This window comes from Butyrivibrio sp. MB2005 (genome assembly GCF_000424285.1).
Classification (GTDB): Bacteria; Bacillota; Clostridia; order Lachnospirales; family Lachnospiraceae; genus Butyrivibrio.
The window spans coordinates 116,724-132,912 of sequence record NZ_KE384158.1 but is presented as its reverse complement, the minus strand read 5'-3'; the positions used below and the strand labels follow the sequence as shown (position 1 = coordinate 132,912).

Sequence of the window (16,189 nt, the reverse complement as noted above, 5' to 3'; positions counted from 1 at the left end):
ATTCTGTTTGCGCTATTAGCAAAATGCAGCGCAATCCGGTTATTTCTTAAAGAATTCGTATTGTGTCTTCATTTCCTCAGGAATCTCAATGCCTTCATTCTGGAGCCTCTTCATAATGTTGGTAAGAGGCCTTGCAAGGCCGGCATTGTGTGCAGTAAACTTCTTTATCAGTTCGCCGTATTGAGGATTGTCGGACATCTTTTCACGAAGCTCTCTGGAGAAGGGGCAGAAGGTGAAGAGAATCTCTCTGGCAATCTTGTTAAGTCTTGGCGATGCGTTTGCTTCAAACTTGATATAGCTGATGTAATCGCTGACAAATACATTCTTGTAATTGTTGTTGAATTTCTGAAGCTGCGTCTTTAGTTTCTCCTTCATGTCGGTTGAAAGAGAGTGATTCTTCTTGTAGAACTGCAGGTAGTCGCAGTACATGGATGTAAGAGAAGGATCAGTTACATCATTCCAATGAACGCCCTGCTCGGTTTTACACATCTCCCAGCGGAACTCGCCACACAACCTTATTAGAATATCATCAAGTGTCTCAGTGTTAAAGATGGAAATTATAAGTCTTGCGGGAGTGTTTCTTTTTTTACCCTCAATTTCCTGCCACACAGCGGCGCGGCTTCCCACATTTGGCATAAGGATCATAATGGGAGTTACGTCTTCATTAAGCAGAACCTGGGGTACATTTATTTCAACATTGGAATACAGACCGCCTCTGCAGAAAACGGAATAATCCACAGAGCGAATGTAATCATAGAAGTCATGAATCTTCTTATAATCGATATAGGTAGCATCAAGCGGTCTTGTCACATTCTCCGCATCAAAAACAGGGACGTACATGGAAGGACGTCCAAAGCTCATTCTGTTACCAAGAGCCAGGAGATTCTTGACCTCGAATTTGAGCCTTTCAAGAGGATCTATTTTCATTTCTTCCATCTGTGCTTCGTTTATATCACCGCTGGTTTTCAGTGTGCGAAGGGCAGTGAAATAGTCTTCATCGAACTCATTTCTTGAGGGTTCACGCTCCATGTTGTAGACTTTCTTAAGCCATTCATAGCATGTCATGACCTGACCCTCGGGATCGGGTTTGTAGGTTTTCATAAGGACGTAAAGCTGCCTTGTGTTTTCAAGACCTGCAAGTTCCTCATCCACAAAGCCGAACATAAGGAACATCATTACTTCAGAAGGAATCATAGGATCTCTCAGACTCCTGAGGAAAGCAGATGTGTAGATCGTATAATAATCCTGAGAAACCTTTCTTCTGAGGGCTCTGCTCTCATCGGAAGAATCGTATCTTCCGGGTGTTGCTTTAAATTCAGTGATGATTTCTTTGAAATTGGCTGTAGCTTTCTCGTCGGCATCTGCATATTGAAGGATGGTGTTAAGGGCATCCTTGATGTCAATGTCATTAGCCTGTCCCTCGGTGCCGTTTCGCTTCATGTCATTTGCTTTAGCTCTCACAAGCTGCATAGTGGACTTAAAGCGTGAGATCTGTTTGTTCATATTTTCATAGAACTCAGCAAGCTCTGTCCTGCATGCAGCATTATAAGTAAGGGCCTGTATGGAGTAGAGTATTATACCGTTTGCAATTTCAGGGGATAAGCCATAGCAATACTTTTTCAGGATATCTTCCTTGGAAGCCATGGTTCTGTAAAAGCTTTCCTGCCATTCAGACAGTGCGCTTACCTTTTCCGGAGGCTTTACATTCTCTATTTCAGGGAAATGTTCAACCTCCTGACCTACGGAAACAGCCATGACAGGGTATTCCAGGGCATCCTGTTTTATCTGCTCGCATTCGGCGCAGATTTTCTCATAGTCTTCATTGTATTTGTCTATGGATGCAACGATTATTTTGATAGTCTGTGCAGCCAGGATTGGAGATATTTTTGGATTGGAGCTGACAATTTTGTATAGATCATCCTGAGAGGAGTAGGGATATGAAAAAACAGCAGACTCCTCCAGAGAGGTGTAGCTAAAGGCATAAGTTTTTCCCGGATGCTCGGCAGCGCCAAGTATGCCTCCTACCTCTACAGTTATCGCTTCACCGTCAATTGCTACGGAGACTTTTCCTTTTACAACAATTTCAATTGTCTCGACTTTATCGCCTTTTCTGTGAATAATCTCATTTGCCTTAAGATTAACGAGCCCCATATGAATCCCCTCTATTATCGAAATTGTATAGTTATAAATATTATAAATGATTTTGCGATTACAATTCATTAAAGTTTAGTAAACACTATTCAAATTAAATAAAAAATTATCGCAATTACACAAAATGGATTGAAACTTACTTAAAATAAGAATATTATGGTAGTAAGAAACAGGGAGGAGAGATACGTTTTTTGCGGGAGTCTCTTTTTGGCCCTGTATTTTTTTATTAATTGATAAATTTACGAATCACTGGGGTTGCAGAGGTTAAGGATGGTTTATTCGAATCATTTTGATATAGCCGGAATAATGGTTATACTTACCAGCTTAATATGTGCGTGGATAAGACCCAAGCTTATGAAAAACTTCAGTAAGTATCTGAAGTTATTAATTATGCTTTCGATTGCATATAATGTTCTGGATTTTGCCACAATCCTATTTCTTAAGATGCAAAATCCCGCAACCTGGTTCGTTACATACTTTTTGCTTATATTATATTTTGTTGTGCTGTCTTTGTTTCCATACAGAGGAGCACTGTATTTCTTTGAGATATGCGGAGAAAAATATAATCCGCTGATTCTAAGAATTCCACTATATTCCATGCTGTTCTTATCAGTATTCGGTAATATTTTCTTTGATTTCTTCTTCAGACTTGATAAAGAAACAATGGAATATACGCAGGGTATTGGCAGTTATGTAGTGCTGTTCTATTACTTTTTTGTTGCGATCATGGTTGCTGATTGCGCCATAAAACATAAGAGATATCTTGGCGTAATAAGGCTGCGAATGCTTGTAACATTGTTCTGCGTCACCATATTCAATATCGTGTATCAGATTTTGTTCCCGGAGACATCAATAACCGGCCTGGTACTGGCCCTTAGCGTGGCACTGCTGGTTGTAGTGTTCTGCTTCATTGACGTAACACTAGATGACCTTACGGGTCTTAATAACAAGGTTGGATTTGTCAGAGCCTGCGATGAGCTTATGCATAAGCAGGATATGACAGGCTACAGCATGATAAAAATCCAGATTTACCACATGCAGGAGCTGAATGAGCGAACAGGTATGGAGAACGGAGATAAGGTTCTTCTTTTGCTCGCTGAAAATGTAAAAAAGGCTGCCGATGAAGCAAAACATAAAGCTGTATGCGGGCGAATAGGCGGCGATACCTTTGCTATTTTGACAGATGAAGAAGTAACGATAAATACCATGGCGAAGGCCAGTATACAGGACTTTATTCAGAATCCGCTTACAGGCCTTGATTATGCGGTATCCTTCTATGCAGGTGGTTACAAGATTGAAGAGGGAGACAACGATATCGACAGTATGCTTGATCATGCGGGCTATGCACTTAAGTGGGTATCAGGTAATTTCAAGACCAATGTGGCTTTCTATGATGAGGATATCAGAAAAGAAGATGAGCACAGAAAAGCTGTCGAGCAGAAGGTCAGAAATGCCATTTTGGAGCGTGAGTTCAAGGTATATCTGCAGCCCGTATGCAACACCATGACGAGAGAAAGAGTCAGCGCAGAAGCTCTTGTAAGGTGGATAGATTCCAAGAATCAGATGATCAATCCATCGGACTTTATTCCCATTCTTGAAAAGAACGGTTTTGTAACAGAGCTTGATCTTTATGTCCTTGAAGATGTCTGCAAAATGCTAAGAGACTGGACGGATCTTGGAATCGATGTGGTTCCTGTATCTGTGAATTTCTCAAGAGTAGATGTGGATCATGCGGGAATAGTAGAGGATATTATTGCGATTGTAGATAAGTATGAACTTGATCACAGTCTCATCAAGATAGAGCTTACAGAGAGCGCCTTTAGTGAAAATATAGGAAATATCATCAGTACTCTTACAAAACTTCATGACGCCGGATTTGTGATCATGATGGACGACTTTGGAAGTGGATATTCAAACCTGAATATGTTCAAGGATATGCCAATTGATGTAGTTAAGATCGATATGTATTTCCTTAGAAATATTGAGAACAGTGAAAAGGGAATGATAGTACTTGAGTCTGTGGTTCAGATGGCAAAGAGACTTGGCCTTGAGATAGTTGTTGAAGGTGTTGAGACTCAGGAGCAGTATGACTATATCAGAAAGCTTCGCTGCGAGATGATCCAGGGCTACTATTTCGCTAAGCCTATGCCATCAGAAATATTCCCGGATCAGGTTACTGCAGGGTGATTACAGATTTTGAATACTCATTGATATCTGTTTTGCCAAGTATAAGATCATATACATTGGATGCGCGGACGGTTTCGTTAAGGAGCCTTAGCTGCATATCATCAAGTATTTTAACTGAATCAGCAAGTCTTGAAATAACAGGGATGCGAGAGCATTCCTGTATTTTTTTTAGGAGCGGAGAGGCATTCTTATTTAGCCCCAGAATTCTTGCGTAGGAAGTAAAAGAAGTCTTGTCACCGGCATATTCAGCGAGGTTTTCTGCCTTTATATCAAGAAGTATATGCAAAAGAGCGCGGCTTATTCTGGTATAAGCGATGTCCTTGCTCTTAAGAAGCATGGTAAAGTCAGAGATTTTTCTATAGCTTCTAAGATTTGCCACAATCTTATCTGAAAGGTCGCTGCTAACATCTGCAAAAGCGGTATATCCTTCATTTTTATGCATGATAAGTTTGTAGTGAAGAAGCTTAGAAAAATCATCAATTGTCATGATGGACTTATTACTGTTTTTTAGGCAGTCCTCAATAATTGAATAAACTTCTCCCGGGACACTTTGTGAAAGCACAGGACTGTCAGCTACTTCATCAGAGAAGAGAGAATAATCCTTTCCCTCTAGAAAAGCCCTTATTGATTCGGCAGAAGATAACGTCCCTTTTGCAACAGAATCGTGGTAGCCTGCACCTTCCCTTTTTATTGAAAAAGGAGTAATAGAGCTATTTTGCAGGAAAAGAGCCTTGATGTATTCTGTGCCAAGAATATCGTTAGGCATGGAAAAAGAATCGCCATCAAGTCCTGTGATTTCTGAAAGGGCTTTGCTTCTGGCAGCGGCATAGCTTTCGCCTGCTTTTACATATTCCTTTATTTTATCGCTAAGCTCAGCAGGTTCGTTAGCAAGTATTTTGGCAGCCTTGGACATTCCTTCGATGTCATCTGATTCAGATCCAAAGCCAAGAAAATCAACGCAGCCAAGTCCGTTTAATATAGAAACAGCTCCGCCTGCAAAGTACTCGGCACTTCCTGTGCTGTAATATACGGGCAGTTCAAGAACAAGGTCGGCGCCGCAAGAAAGAGCCATTTTTGTCCTAAGCATCTTATCAAAAATGGCAGGGCAGCCCCTTTGAGTGTAATCGCCGCTCATGACGATAACCACATAATCGGAGCCTGTCTTTTTCTTTAGTTTTTGAATCGCATATTCATGGCCGTTGTGGAACGGATTATATTCAGCGATTATTCCCAGTACTTTCATAAAATTTCCCGTATATTTTTATAATTTAATAAGTAAATGCTTTTAACTTATTCATTATAGTGTGCTACAATATTAAAACACAAGTTAAAACAATAACCATAAATATATATGGACATGGAGGTAATAATGAAGATTTTAGTTATCAATTGCGGAAGCTCATCACTTAAGTTTCAGCTCATCGATTCAGACTCAGAAAAAGTGATCGGCAAAGGTCTTTGTGAGAGAATCGGCATCGACGGTAGAATTAGCTTTACTCCCGGTGATGGCGATAAGATTACAAAGGATACAGCTATTCCGGATCACAACCGTGCAATCACTCTTGTTATTGAGGCACTTACAGATCCTCAGACAGGTGTTATTAAGTCTCTTGACGAGATCGGCGCAGTTGGACATCGTATCGTTCACGGTGGTGAGAAATTCACTAAGTCGGTTATCATCGACGAGGATGTTATCAAGGCTATCGAGGAAGTAAGTGACCTTGCACCTCTTCACAATCCTGCTAACCTCATTGGTATCAGAGCATGCCAAAGCGCAATGCCCGGAGTACCTATGGTTGCAGTATTCGACACAGCTTTCCATCAGACAATGCCCGAGGAAGCATTCCTTTACGGAATTCCTTATTCTCTTTATGAAAAATATAAGATCCGCAGATACGGCTTCCACGGCACAAGCCATTCTTATGTAAGTAAGAAGGCTGCAGAGATGCTTGGTAAGGACTACAGTGAGCTTAAGACTATCGTTTGCCACCTTGGTAACGGAGCTTCAGTTTCAGCTGTAAAGAACGGAAAATGCGTAGATACATCAATGGGCCTTACTCCTCTTGAAGGTCTTATCATGGGAACCAGAAGTGGTGACATCGATCCTTCAGTAGTAGAGTTCATCATGAAAAAAGAGGGCATCAACGTAGCGGAAGCTGAGAACCTTCTCAATAAAAAGTCAGGTGTTCTTGGCCTTTCAGGTGATGTATCTTCTGATTTCAGAGATCTTGAGGACGGCTACTTTAAAGGAGATGAGGGCTGCATCAGAGCTATCAATACTTTCTGCTACAGAGTAGCTAAGTATGTTGGCGCATACGCAGCAGCTATGGATGGAGTAGATTGTATCTGCTTCACAGCAGGCGTAGGTGAGAATGGACCTCTCGTAAGAGATATCATCTGCCAGAGACTTGGTTTCCTTGGTGTTATCCTTGATAAGGAAGCAAATGAAGTTCACGGTAAGGAGAAGGTTGTATCAACACCTGATTCCAAGGTTAAGGTTCTTGTTGTTCCTACAAACGAAGAGCTTGCAATTGCCAGAGATACAAACGAGCTTTGCTCAAAGTAATTCTTGTTAGCATCGATATAAAATAAAAGAAAAACGGCAGCTGTCTTATAACCGACAGTTGCCGTATTTTTTACTGACAAATATTTTATTTATTACAGTTCTGGGAGTACTTTTTAGGAGATATTCCCACGGACTTGGTAAATGCCTTCAGGAAGTTACTGTAATCCACAAACCCTGACTTCTCACAAACTTCGCTGACACCGTATCCTTCAGCCAGCAGAGCCTTGGCGATACTGATTCTTCTCGCCGTCATGTACTTATTGATGGTGGTTCCTGTTGTGCTCTTAAAAATTCTGCAAATATAGCTTTCGCTTATGTAGAATTCCTTGGAGAGCTTGGCGATGCTTATGGGAGAGTTAATGTTCTTATTTATATAGGATAAAATTGCATCTACCTGATCGTTGTAGGTACCTGATATAATAGTATCGTTGTTAGCATTATGAATTATGCTGTTGATCATCACAAAGAGCTCGGTAAATGCTGACCTTTCAACAAGATCGCGGCCATAGCCGTTATTTGACAGAATCTTATTTACAAAGAAAAGAAAACGATTCTGCTGCTCCTGAGTAAGACTGAGCTTATGAGCGAATCCGTGCTCCTTACTGTGGAAGCAGTAATCAAGGTCAGTTTCTTCACTTGAGATCTTTTTCATGAAATCGGGATGTATCATTATTACAATACGTTCATGAAGCTCTTTATCAATTTGACTGAGATAATGGGAATCATACTGATTAATTAAGAAAAGATCCCCGGGATTTATATCGTAGACTTTATTATCAATAAGAAACTGCTTGCCGCCTGAAATGGAAAAATAAACCTCGTAGCAATCGTGAATGTGCATTTCCATAGCTTTTTCATCTTTATAAAGATGGGCGATAGAGAAGTATTTATTTTCGATACTGCTAAGCATTGCTTCTTTGCAGGAATTGAGTTCTTTCATGTGCTTATAGTGCTCCGTTGTGCATGTAATTCATATAAGTTAAAAAAATCGTTGACAATCACGAATTCAACGCATATAATAGCATAAGTGTGTTGACTAATGCAAATGACCATTTGTTATGGTTCATGATATGAACGCTGTAAGGAGGTGTTACCGAATGTCTATCTGCCCGAAGAATAAGTCTTCCAAGGGTCACAGAGACCAGAGAAGAGCAAACTGGAAAATGACTGCTCCCACACTGGTTAAGTGCAGCCACTGTGGCGCGCTTATGCAGCCTCACAAGGTTTGCAAGAAATGTGGCTACTACAACAAGAAGAGCGTTGTAGCAAACGAGGATTGATTGTAAATGAGATATAAAAACTCGGATTTCATTATGAAGTCCGAGTTTTTTTATACCCTTTTTTATTACCCTTTTTGGCTTGTTTTAGCCACGCTTGTATTATAGAATAATATAGTTGAATATAATGTTTCGGGAGGTTGAAATGGCTGAACTTGTAAGAGTTGCAGTTGATGCAATGGGCGGAGATAACGCGCCCGGGGAGATTGTTAAGGGAGCTGTCGATGCTCTTGCTGAGTCCGACAGATTGAAAATCTTTCTTGTTGGTAAAGAACAACTGGTTAATGAAGAACTTTCTAAATATACATACGACAAGGAGAGACTCGAAGTCGTAAATGCTGAGGAAGTTATTGAGATGGCAGAGCCTCCGGTACTTGCAATTCGTACCAAGAAGGACTCTTCTATAGTAAAAGCCATGTTTATGGTTAAGCATGGTGAGGCAGATGCCTATGTTTCCGCAGGAAGTACCGGTGCCACACTGGTAGGCGGTCAGGTGATCGTAGGCAGACTTAAGGGTGTTGAGAGATCACCTCTTGCTCCCCTTATTCCTACTGAGAAGGGGGTATCACTTCTTATCGACTGCGGTGCAAATGTAGATGCAAGACCTTCACACCTTGTGCAGTTTGCAAAGATGGGCTCTGTATACATGCAGAATGTATGCGGCATATCCAATCCCAGAGTCGGAATCGTTAATATAGGTGCAGAGGAAGAGAAGGGTAATGCTCTTGTAAAGGAGACCTTCCCCCTTCTTAAGAATTGTCCTGATATCAACTTTATCGGTTCTGTTGAGGCCAGGGATATCCCTTCAGGTGCAGCTGATGTTATAGTTTGCGAGGCATTCACAGGTAATGTTATCCTGAAGATGTATGAAGGTGTTGCCAAGACTCTTCTTAAGGTTGTTAAGGATGGTCTTATGAGTAACCTTAGAGCCAAGATCGGCGGACTTTTAATAAAGCCCACACTCAAATCGGTTCTTAAGGATTATGACACAGAGAAATACGGCGGAGCTCCTATGCTTGGACTTTCAGGACTTGTTGTTAAGACTCACGGAAGCGCCAAGGCTATCGAGGTTAAGAACAGCATTCTTCAGTGCGTAACCTTTAAAGAACAGAATATTGCTGAGAAGATTCAGCAGGCTATATCTTCAGAAGAATAAAGCGTTTGGAATCAGGCTTTTAGCGCATACTACAGAAAATACTTGTAAGGCTAATTAAATGGTATTATAGTTTTTGTTACTACAATTACTTGTAATAAATAAGAAATTTTGCAAAGGATGGACCAATAATATGGAATTCGAAAAGTTAAAGAAAGTTATTGCTGATGTACTTAATGTTGATGAGGGTGAGATCACTCTTGAGTCTACTTTTACAGATGATCTTGGAGCTGATTCACTTGATGTTTTCCAGATCATCATGGGTATTGAGGATGAGTTTGATGTGAAGATCGACGCAGAGCTTGCTGAGAAGATCACAACAGTAGGTGAGGCAGTAGAGCTTCTTAAGAAGGCTAGAAACGAGGCCTAAGATAAATAAAGCGAGTAGGGTGTGATTTAATCTTCCCTACTCGAATTTTAGAAAAAAGTGGGAGTTGTTTATGATAGGGGAGCAGGAACTTACCGAACTTGAAAATAAAATAGGCTACAAATTTAAGGATAGGAACCTTCTTCTACAGGCTCTTACCCATAGCTCTTATGCTAACGAACAGAAGATCAATAAGCGCAAGGACTACGAGAGAATCGAGTTTTTGGGCGATGCTGTTCTTGAGTTAGTATCCAGTCATTATCTGTATGAGAAATATCCCGACAAAAAAGAAGGAGAGATGACCAAGCTTCGCGCATCCATGGTATGTGAGCCTGCGCTTTCTTATTGTGCACAGGAAATAGAGCTTGATAAATACATCTTCCTTGGAAAAGGTGAAGAGGCCACAGGCGGACGTCACAGAGAATCTATCATCGCTGATGTTATGGAGGCTTTGATCGGCGCTATCTATCTTGACAGCGGACTTGACGCAGCCAAGAAGCATATAGAGAAATATATCCTCGACAACCCGGAGGATAAAAAGATATTTTATGACAGCAAGTCAGTTCTTCAGGAAATGGTACAGAAGGACGACAAGGGAGAACTTCGTTATGAAATTTGTGGCGAAAAAGGTCCCGAGCATGATAAAATATTCGAGTCTGCCGTTTACGTGGGCAGTATCAAATTGGGAGAGGGGTCAGGAAAGACCAAGAAGGCAGCTGAACAGAAGGCGGCTTATCAGGCTATCCTGAAACTAAAAGAAAAGTAATATGTATTTAAAAAGCATTGAAATTCACGGCTTTAAGTCATTCGCAAATAAAATAAAACTTGAATTTCACAATGGAATATCCGGCATAGTTGGACCGAACGGATCAGGTAAGAGTAATGTCGCTGATGCAGTGAGATGGGTTCTCGGTGAACAGCGTATTAAGCAGCTCCGTGGCGGCACTATGACGGATGTTATTTTTGCAGGAACAGAGCTTAGAAAGCCTCTGGGCTATGCATATGTCGCAATTACGCTTGATAATTCAGATCATGCGCTTCCTATTGAATATGATGAAGTAACTGTCTCCAGACGCCTTTACAGGTCCGGAGAGAGTGAATATATGATAAATGGTAATACCTGCAGGCTCAAAGATGTAAATGAGCTTTTTTATGATACAGGTATCGGTAAAGAGGGTTATTCCATCATCGGACAGGGTCAGATTGATCAGATCCTTTCAAGTAAGCCCGAGGACAGACGTAATCTTTTTGATGAAGCTGCAGGTATCGTTAAGTTTAAATCAAGAAAAGATACCGCCATCAAGAAGCTTGAACAGGAGAAGCAGAACCTTACCCGTGTAAATGATATTTTATCCGAGCTGGAGAAACAGGTTGAGCCTTTAGAGAAACAGTCTGAGGTTGCAAAGGTTTATTTGAAGCACAAGGAAGAGCTCAAAAGCCTTGATGTGAATATGTTCCTTCTTGAAAACGAAGCTCAGAAGAAGAACCTTGCTGAGTCCGAGGAGAATCTGGAGGTTGCATCCAAGCAGCTTACAGAAGCTCAGGAGAAATACGAGGATACCAAGGCTGAGTACGAGGGAATTCAGGAGGAGATCGAGACTCTTGATCATGAAATCGAAGAGGCAAGAGCCAAAATCACAGATACCTCCGTTAAGAGAGAAAAGCTCGAAGGTCAGATTGGTATCATGAATGAGCAGATTCGTTCTGCAACCAATGACTCTGAGCATTTCGAGAGACGTAAAAAGGACGAAGAAGAGAAGATAGCTGAGAAGGAGAAGGAAAGAGATAAAGTCCTTGCCGAGAAAGAGGTTATCGATAAAGAGCTTGAAGTCCTTTCAGGTGACAGAGCAAAAGCCAGAGAGAAGCTCGATGGCATAATGACTCAGATAAATGAGATAAATACTGAGGTTGAGAATTGCAAGAGCAAGATTATCGAGACCTTGTCCGAGAGATCTACCATTAAGTCACGTATCAGTTCCCTTGATACCAGACAGGAGCAGATCAATATCAGAAAAGCTGAGCTTACAGGTAAGCTCGTAAAAGCCCGTTCCGATGAATCTGCACAGGAAGAGATTATCCAGAAGCTGAATGCGCAGTTCGAGCAGATCACAGATGAGATCAGAACCATGAACCAGAAACAGAAAGATTCTGAGAATGAACTGGCAGGAATAAGGGATAAGCTTTCACAGAAGGATGCAAAGCTCCGTGATGAGCAGAATCTTTACACACAGGCTAAGTCCAAGCTGGATGCACTGAGTAATCTTACAGAGAGATATGAAGGCTACGGCGGCAGTGTTAAGAAGGTTATGGAGCACAAGGCAGACACCCCTGGAATCATCGGCGTTGTTGCCGATATCATTAAGACTCAGCCCAAATATGAGACAGCTATTGAGATTGCACTTGGCGGTAATATTCAGAATATTGTAACGGATGATGAAGAGACAGCTAAGGAAATGATTGCTTTCCTTAAGAAGTCCAAGGCAGGACGTGCAACATTCCTTCCTCTTACAAGTATCCGTGATCCTCAGGAGTTTAAGGCTCAGGAAGCTCTTAATGAAAAGGGCGTTCTTGGTATGGCAGATGAGCTGGTTGATACCGAGGATAAATACAGAAGTGTTGCCAAGGCAATGCTTGGAAGAATTGTGGTTGTAGATACAGTTGATAACGCTGTTTTAATCGCAAGAAAATATAAGTACACTATTCGTATGGTTACTCTTGAAGGAGAACTTCTTGTTCCCGGCGGTGCCATCAGTGGTGGTACTTTCAGGAATAATTCCAACCTTCTCGGAAGACGAAGAGAGATGGATGAGCTGGAAGCTGATGTTAAAAAGCACAAAGAAAACATCGCTCTTTTCCAGAAGGAGATTGAAGATACCAAGAAACACAGAAACGAACTTCGCGTAACTGTTGAGGAACTTAGAACAGCTCTGCAGACCAAGTTTATCGAGCAGAATACTGCACGTATAAATGTGGAAAATGAGAAGGAGCGCCAGGCTCAGCAAAAGGGCAACTACTCAGACCTTAAGGCTGAGAGCGAGTCCATCGAGCAGCAGATGCTGGATATCCAGAAGGAACGAGAGGATTCCAAAGCAGCTCTTGAACAGTCAGAGAAAACTGAAGCAGAGCAGTCTGCAAAGGTATCTGAATTCCAGACCAGGTTAGAATCTCTTCACGAAGAGGAAGAGAAGGAATCTGAGAATGTATCCGCCTGGGATATTGAATATGAGAAGATTCTTCAGAAGGAGACCTTCGAAAAGCAGAATCTTGATCGTATCGAAGGCGAGATCAAGACAGAGCAGGATGCTCTTGATGAAATAATTGCATCCATCAAACAGAATAACGAGATTTTAGAACAGCGTAAAAAGGACATCGAAGAGATTAAGCTCACAATCGAGAGCTCTAAAGATGTTCAGACTGATGTAAGCAAGGCACTTGAAGAAAAGAGAGCAAAGAAAGAAGAACTTACAGCTTCTCAGAAGAATTTCTTCAAGATGACTGAGGAACTGAATCAGACTATCAACGGTCTTGATAAGGAAGTTACAAGACTTACTGCAAGATGCGAGAGAAGTAAGGAAGCAATCGAGACTCAGATCAACTACATGTGGGATGAGTATGAGATCACTCTTACAGATGCAGCATCCATGCGCGATGAGACCATGACAGACATGCCTGCGATGAAGAGACAGATTTCTTCACTTAAGGATGCTATCAGAAAACTTGGCGATGTAAACGTTAATGCTATCGAGGATTACAGAGTACTCATGGAGCGTTACACCTTCATGAAGACGCAGCATGACGATCTTATTGCAGCTGAGGAGCAGCTTCGCGAGATCATCACTGAGCTCGATGAGTCCATGAGAAAGCAGTTCATCGATCAGTTCCAGAAGATACAGACAGAGTTCGATAAGGTATTCAAGGAGATGTTCGGAGGCGGTAAAGGTACGCTTGAGCTTGTTGAGGATGAGGATATCCTTGAAGCAGGTATCAGAATCAACGCTCAGCCCCCGGGTAAGAAGCTTGTTAATATGATGCAGCTTTCCGGTGGTGAGAAGGCCCTTGCTGCGATTGCACTTCTTTTTGCAATTCAGAACCTTAAGCCTTCACCCTTCTGTCTACTTGATGAGATTGAAGCGGCCCTTGATGAGAACAACGTTGTTCGTTTTGCACATTATCTCCATAAACTTAAATCCACGCAGTTTATTGTCATCACACACAGGCGTGGTACAATGGAAAGTGCTGACAGACTTTATGGTATTACAATGCAGGAGAAGGGTGTATCTACTCTTGTTAGTGTTAATTTGATTGATAAGGAGCTTACGGATTAATGGCAGGCGGTTTTTTTGCAAAACTACAGGATGGACTCACTAAGACCAAAGAAGGTGTGGTTAAGGGCATAAACAATGTTCTTAGCAACTTCTCAAGTGTCGATGAGGATTTCTACGAAGAGCTTGAAGAGACTCTCATAATGGGCGACATTGGAATCAATGCCACAAGCCGAATTATGGACAAGCTCAGAGAACAGGTCAGAGACAGACATATCACTGATACTGCTGAGTGTAAGGAGCTTCTCATAGAGAACATCCGCGAGCAGATGCGTACCAAAGAGAACGCTTATGAATTTGAGAATCAGAAGACGGTTATCTTTGTAATAGGTGTTAACGGTGTTGGTAAGACAACATCAGTTGGTAAGCTTGCTGCCCATTTCAGGAAAAAAGGCAAAAAGGTTCTTGTGGCTGCAGCGGATACATACAGAGCAGGAGCTACAGAACAGCTTAGGGAGTGGACAAACAGAGCCGAAGTTCCGCTTGTTGCAGGAAAAGAAGGTGCAGATCCCGCAAGTGTTATTTATGATGCGGTATCTTCATTCCGTTCAAAAGATATTGATATTTTGATGATCGATACTGCCGGAAGACTTCACAACAAGAAGAATCTTATGGAAGAGCTTTCCAAGATGAACAGAATTCTTGATAAGGAGCTTCCCGGTGTAAGACGCGAGAACTTCATTGTTCTTGATGGAACTACAGGCCAGAATGCCATTTCACAGGCCAGAGAGTTTGGAGAGGTAGCTGATCTTACAGGTATCGTTCTTACCAAGCTTGATGGAACAGCCAAGGGCGGTATTGCAGTAGCTATCGTATCAGAGCTTAATATTCCGGTTAAATATATCGGAGTAGGTGAAGGTCTTGATGACCTTGAAAGATTTGAATCTGATCAGTTTGTGGATGCACTTTTTAGTTAATTTCGGAGGTCACAGTTACAATGGGGAAACAGGAGAGTTTGACGCTTCCGGCTTTTGAGGAAGCTTATGAATGTGTAAAAAAGGTAACACTGGATACAAAGCTTATCTACAGTGATTACTGGAGTCAGGTTACAGGCGGTAAGGTATACTTAAAGCCTGAGAACCTTCAGAGGACAGGCGCCTACAAGGTTCGCGGAGCATATTATAAGATAATGACTCTCAGCGATGAGGAGAGAGAAAAGGGTCTTATAACAGCTTCAGCAGGAAACCATGCGCAGGGCGTTGCTTATGCTGCTAAGGCTTACGGAGTAAAGGCTACAATCGTAATGCCTACTTCAACACCTCTTATCAAGGTAAACAGAACCAAGGCTCTTGGAGCAGAGGTTATCCTTCACGGTGATGTTTATGATGATGCCTGCGATATGGCACTTAAGCTTGCTGACGAGCATGGCTATACATTCGTTCATCCTTTTGATGATCTTGATGTTGCTACAGGTCAGGGCACAATCGCCATGGAGGTTATAAAAGAACTTCCTACAGTTGATATGATCCTTGTTCCCATCGGAGGAGGCGGCCTGGCAACAGGTGTTGCAACTCTTGCAAAGCTTCTTAATCCTAAGGTTCAGGTCATCGGTGTTGAGCCTGAGGGTGCAAGCTGTATGAAGGAGAGCCTTAAGAATGGTAAGGTAACAACACTTCCTTCCGTAAGCACAATTGCTGACGGTACAGCAGTTAAGACTCCCGGTGAGAAGATTTTCCCTTACATTCAGAAATATATTGATGACATTGTGACTGTTCCCGATGAAGATCTGGTTGTTTCCTTCCTCGATATGGTTGAGAATCACAAGATGGTTGTTGAGAACTCAGGTCTTTTATCTGTAGCAGCACTTAAGCAGATTGATACCAGGAATAAGAGAGTTGTCTGCGTGCTTTCCGGAGGAAATATGGATATTATCACAATGTCTTCCGTAGTACAGCAGGGACTTATCCTCAGAAATCGTATCTTCACTGTATCAGTGCTTCTTCCCGACAAGCCGGGACAGCTTGCTGCAGTTGCAGATATCATTGCTAAGACAAACGGTAATGTTATCAAGCTTGAGCATAACCAGTTTGTATCAATCAACAGAAGCGCAGCTGTTGAACTTCGTATAACTTTGGAGGCATTTGGCAGCGAACATAAAGAGCAGATAATGCAGACTCTTGAAGAGCACGGCTATAAGCCGAAGATTGTTCGCACCAATATTTAATA

Annotated in this window: 12 protein-coding genes; 9 read left to right on the top strand and 3 right to left on the bottom strand. The window is 41.8% G+C overall.

What is annotated here, in order from left to right; all coding sequences use genetic code 11:
* Nucleotides 1-39: 39 nt before the first annotated feature.
* Complete coding sequence (locus G610_RS0117190; RefSeq protein ID WP_026525762.1) at nucleotides 40-2,151, bottom strand: Crp/Fnr family transcriptional regulator; 2,112 nt, start codon at nucleotides 2,149-2,151, stop codon at nucleotides 40-42.
* Nucleotides 2,152-2,421: 270 nt separating this feature from the next.
* Here G610_RS0117190 and G610_RS22460 point away from each other — a divergent pair, with 270 nt between their 5' ends.
* Complete coding sequence (locus G610_RS22460; protein ID WP_026525761.1) at nucleotides 2,422-4,338, top strand: putative bifunctional diguanylate cyclase/phosphodiesterase; 1,917 nt, start codon at nucleotides 2,422-2,424, stop codon at nucleotides 4,336-4,338.
* Here the strand turns inward: G610_RS22460 and G610_RS0117180 are convergent.
* Nucleotides 4,325-5,581: a nucleotidyltransferase gene (locus tag G610_RS0117180; RefSeq protein ID WP_026525760.1), complete on the bottom strand. Its 1,257-nt coding sequence runs from the start codon at nucleotides 5,579-5,581 to the stop codon at nucleotides 4,325-4,327. The two genes, G610_RS22460 and G610_RS0117180, sit on opposite strands and share 14 nt — an antisense overlap.
* A gap of 126 nt (nucleotides 5,582-5,707) precedes the next feature.
* Here G610_RS0117180 and G610_RS0117175 point away from each other — a divergent pair, with 126 nt between their 5' ends.
* On the top strand, nucleotides 5,708-6,904 hold the full coding sequence (locus G610_RS0117175) for an acetate/propionate family kinase (protein ID WP_026525759.1): 1,197 nt from the start codon (nucleotides 5,708-5,710) through the stop codon (nucleotides 6,902-6,904).
* Nucleotides 6,905-6,989: 85 nt separating this feature from the next.
* Here G610_RS0117175 and G610_RS0117170 read toward each other — a convergent pair whose 3' ends face one another.
* Nucleotides 6,990-7,844, bottom strand: coding sequence for an AraC family transcriptional regulator (locus G610_RS0117170; RefSeq protein ID WP_026525758.1), 855 nt, complete (start codon nucleotides 7,842-7,844; stop codon nucleotides 6,990-6,992).
* 157 nt (nucleotides 7,845-8,001) lie between these two features.
* Between G610_RS0117170 and rpmF the strand changes: the two genes are divergently transcribed.
* The 7 genes from rpmF to ilvA all read left to right on the top strand — a co-directional run bounded on the left by rpmF (nucleotide 8,002) and on the right by ilvA (nucleotide 16,187).
* Entirely contained in the window at nucleotides 8,002-8,184 is a 183-nt protein-coding gene (rpmF, locus tag G610_RS0117165) for a 50S ribosomal protein L32 (protein WP_026490935.1), read from the top strand.
* Between the two features lie 142 nt (nucleotides 8,185-8,326).
* Nucleotides 8,327-9,337, top strand: coding sequence for a phosphate acyltransferase PlsX (gene plsX / locus G610_RS0117160; RefSeq protein ID WP_026525757.1), 1,011 nt, complete (start codon nucleotides 8,327-8,329; stop codon nucleotides 9,335-9,337).
* A gap of 130 nt (nucleotides 9,338-9,467) precedes the next feature.
* The gene (gene acpP, locus G610_RS0117155) at nucleotides 9,468-9,704 is read left to right on the top strand and encodes an acyl carrier protein (protein ID WP_026525756.1); all 237 of its coding nucleotides are present in this window, start codon (nucleotides 9,468-9,470) and stop codon (nucleotides 9,702-9,704) included.
* A 70-nt stretch (nucleotides 9,705-9,774) separates the two neighbouring features.
* Nucleotides 9,775-10,467 (top strand): ribonuclease III, encoded by a 693-nt coding sequence (rnc, locus tag G610_RS0117150; protein ID WP_026525755.1) that lies wholly within the window; start codon nucleotides 9,775-9,777, stop codon nucleotides 10,465-10,467.
* Between the two features lies 1 nt (nucleotide 10,468).
* The gene (gene smc, locus G610_RS0117145) at nucleotides 10,469-14,026 is read left to right on the top strand and encodes a chromosome segregation protein SMC (protein ID WP_026525754.1); all 3,558 of its coding nucleotides are present in this window, start codon (nucleotides 10,469-10,471) and stop codon (nucleotides 14,024-14,026) included.
* Nucleotides 14,026-14,940 (top strand): signal recognition particle-docking protein FtsY, encoded by a 915-nt coding sequence (gene ftsY / locus G610_RS0117140; protein WP_026494801.1) that lies wholly within the window; start codon nucleotides 14,026-14,028, stop codon nucleotides 14,938-14,940. The genes smc and ftsY overlap by 1 nt, the downstream gene beginning before the upstream one ends.
* Before the next feature lie 20 nt (nucleotides 14,941-14,960).
* Nucleotides 14,961-16,187 (top strand): threonine ammonia-lyase, encoded by a 1,227-nt coding sequence (gene ilvA / locus G610_RS0117135; protein ID WP_026525753.1) that lies wholly within the window; start codon nucleotides 14,961-14,963, stop codon nucleotides 16,185-16,187.
* Nucleotides 16,188-16,189 lie beyond the last annotated feature (2 nt).

Coding starts and splice junctions, on each gene's coding strand:
- G610_RS0117180 (WP_026525760.1), bottom strand. CDS start 5,581: ATGAAAGTACTGGGAATAATCGCTGAATATAATCCGTTCCACAACGGC.
- plsX (WP_026525757.1), top strand. CDS start 8,327: ATGGCTGAACTTGTAAGAGTTGCAGTTGATGCAATGGGCGGAGATAAC.
- rpmF (WP_026490935.1), top strand. CDS start 8,002: ATGTCTATCTGCCCGAAGAATAAGTCTTCCAAGGGTCACAGAGACCAG.
- ftsY (WP_026494801.1), top strand. CDS start 14,026: ATGGCAGGCGGTTTTTTTGCAAAACTACAGGATGGACTCACTAAGACC.
- acpP (WP_026525756.1), top strand. CDS start 9,468: ATGGAATTCGAAAAGTTAAAGAAAGTTATTGCTGATGTACTTAATGTT.
- G610_RS22460 (WP_026525761.1), top strand. CDS start 2,422: ATGGTTTATTCGAATCATTTTGATATAGCCGGAATAATGGTTATACTT.
- G610_RS0117170 (WP_026525758.1), bottom strand. CDS start 7,844: ATGAAAGAACTCAATTCCTGCAAAGAAGCAATGCTTAGCAGTATCGAA.
- G610_RS0117175 (WP_026525759.1), top strand. CDS start 5,708: ATGAAGATTTTAGTTATCAATTGCGGAAGCTCATCACTTAAGTTTCAG.
- G610_RS0117190 (WP_026525762.1), bottom strand. CDS start 2,151: ATGGGGCTCGTTAATCTTAAGGCAAATGAGATTATTCACAGAAAAGGC.
- rnc (WP_026525755.1), top strand. CDS start 9,775: ATGATAGGGGAGCAGGAACTTACCGAACTTGAAAATAAAATAGGCTAC.
- ilvA (WP_026525753.1), top strand. CDS start 14,961: ATGGGGAAACAGGAGAGTTTGACGCTTCCGGCTTTTGAGGAAGCTTAT.
- smc (WP_026525754.1), top strand. CDS start 10,469: ATGTATTTAAAAAGCATTGAAATTCACGGCTTTAAGTCATTCGCAAAT.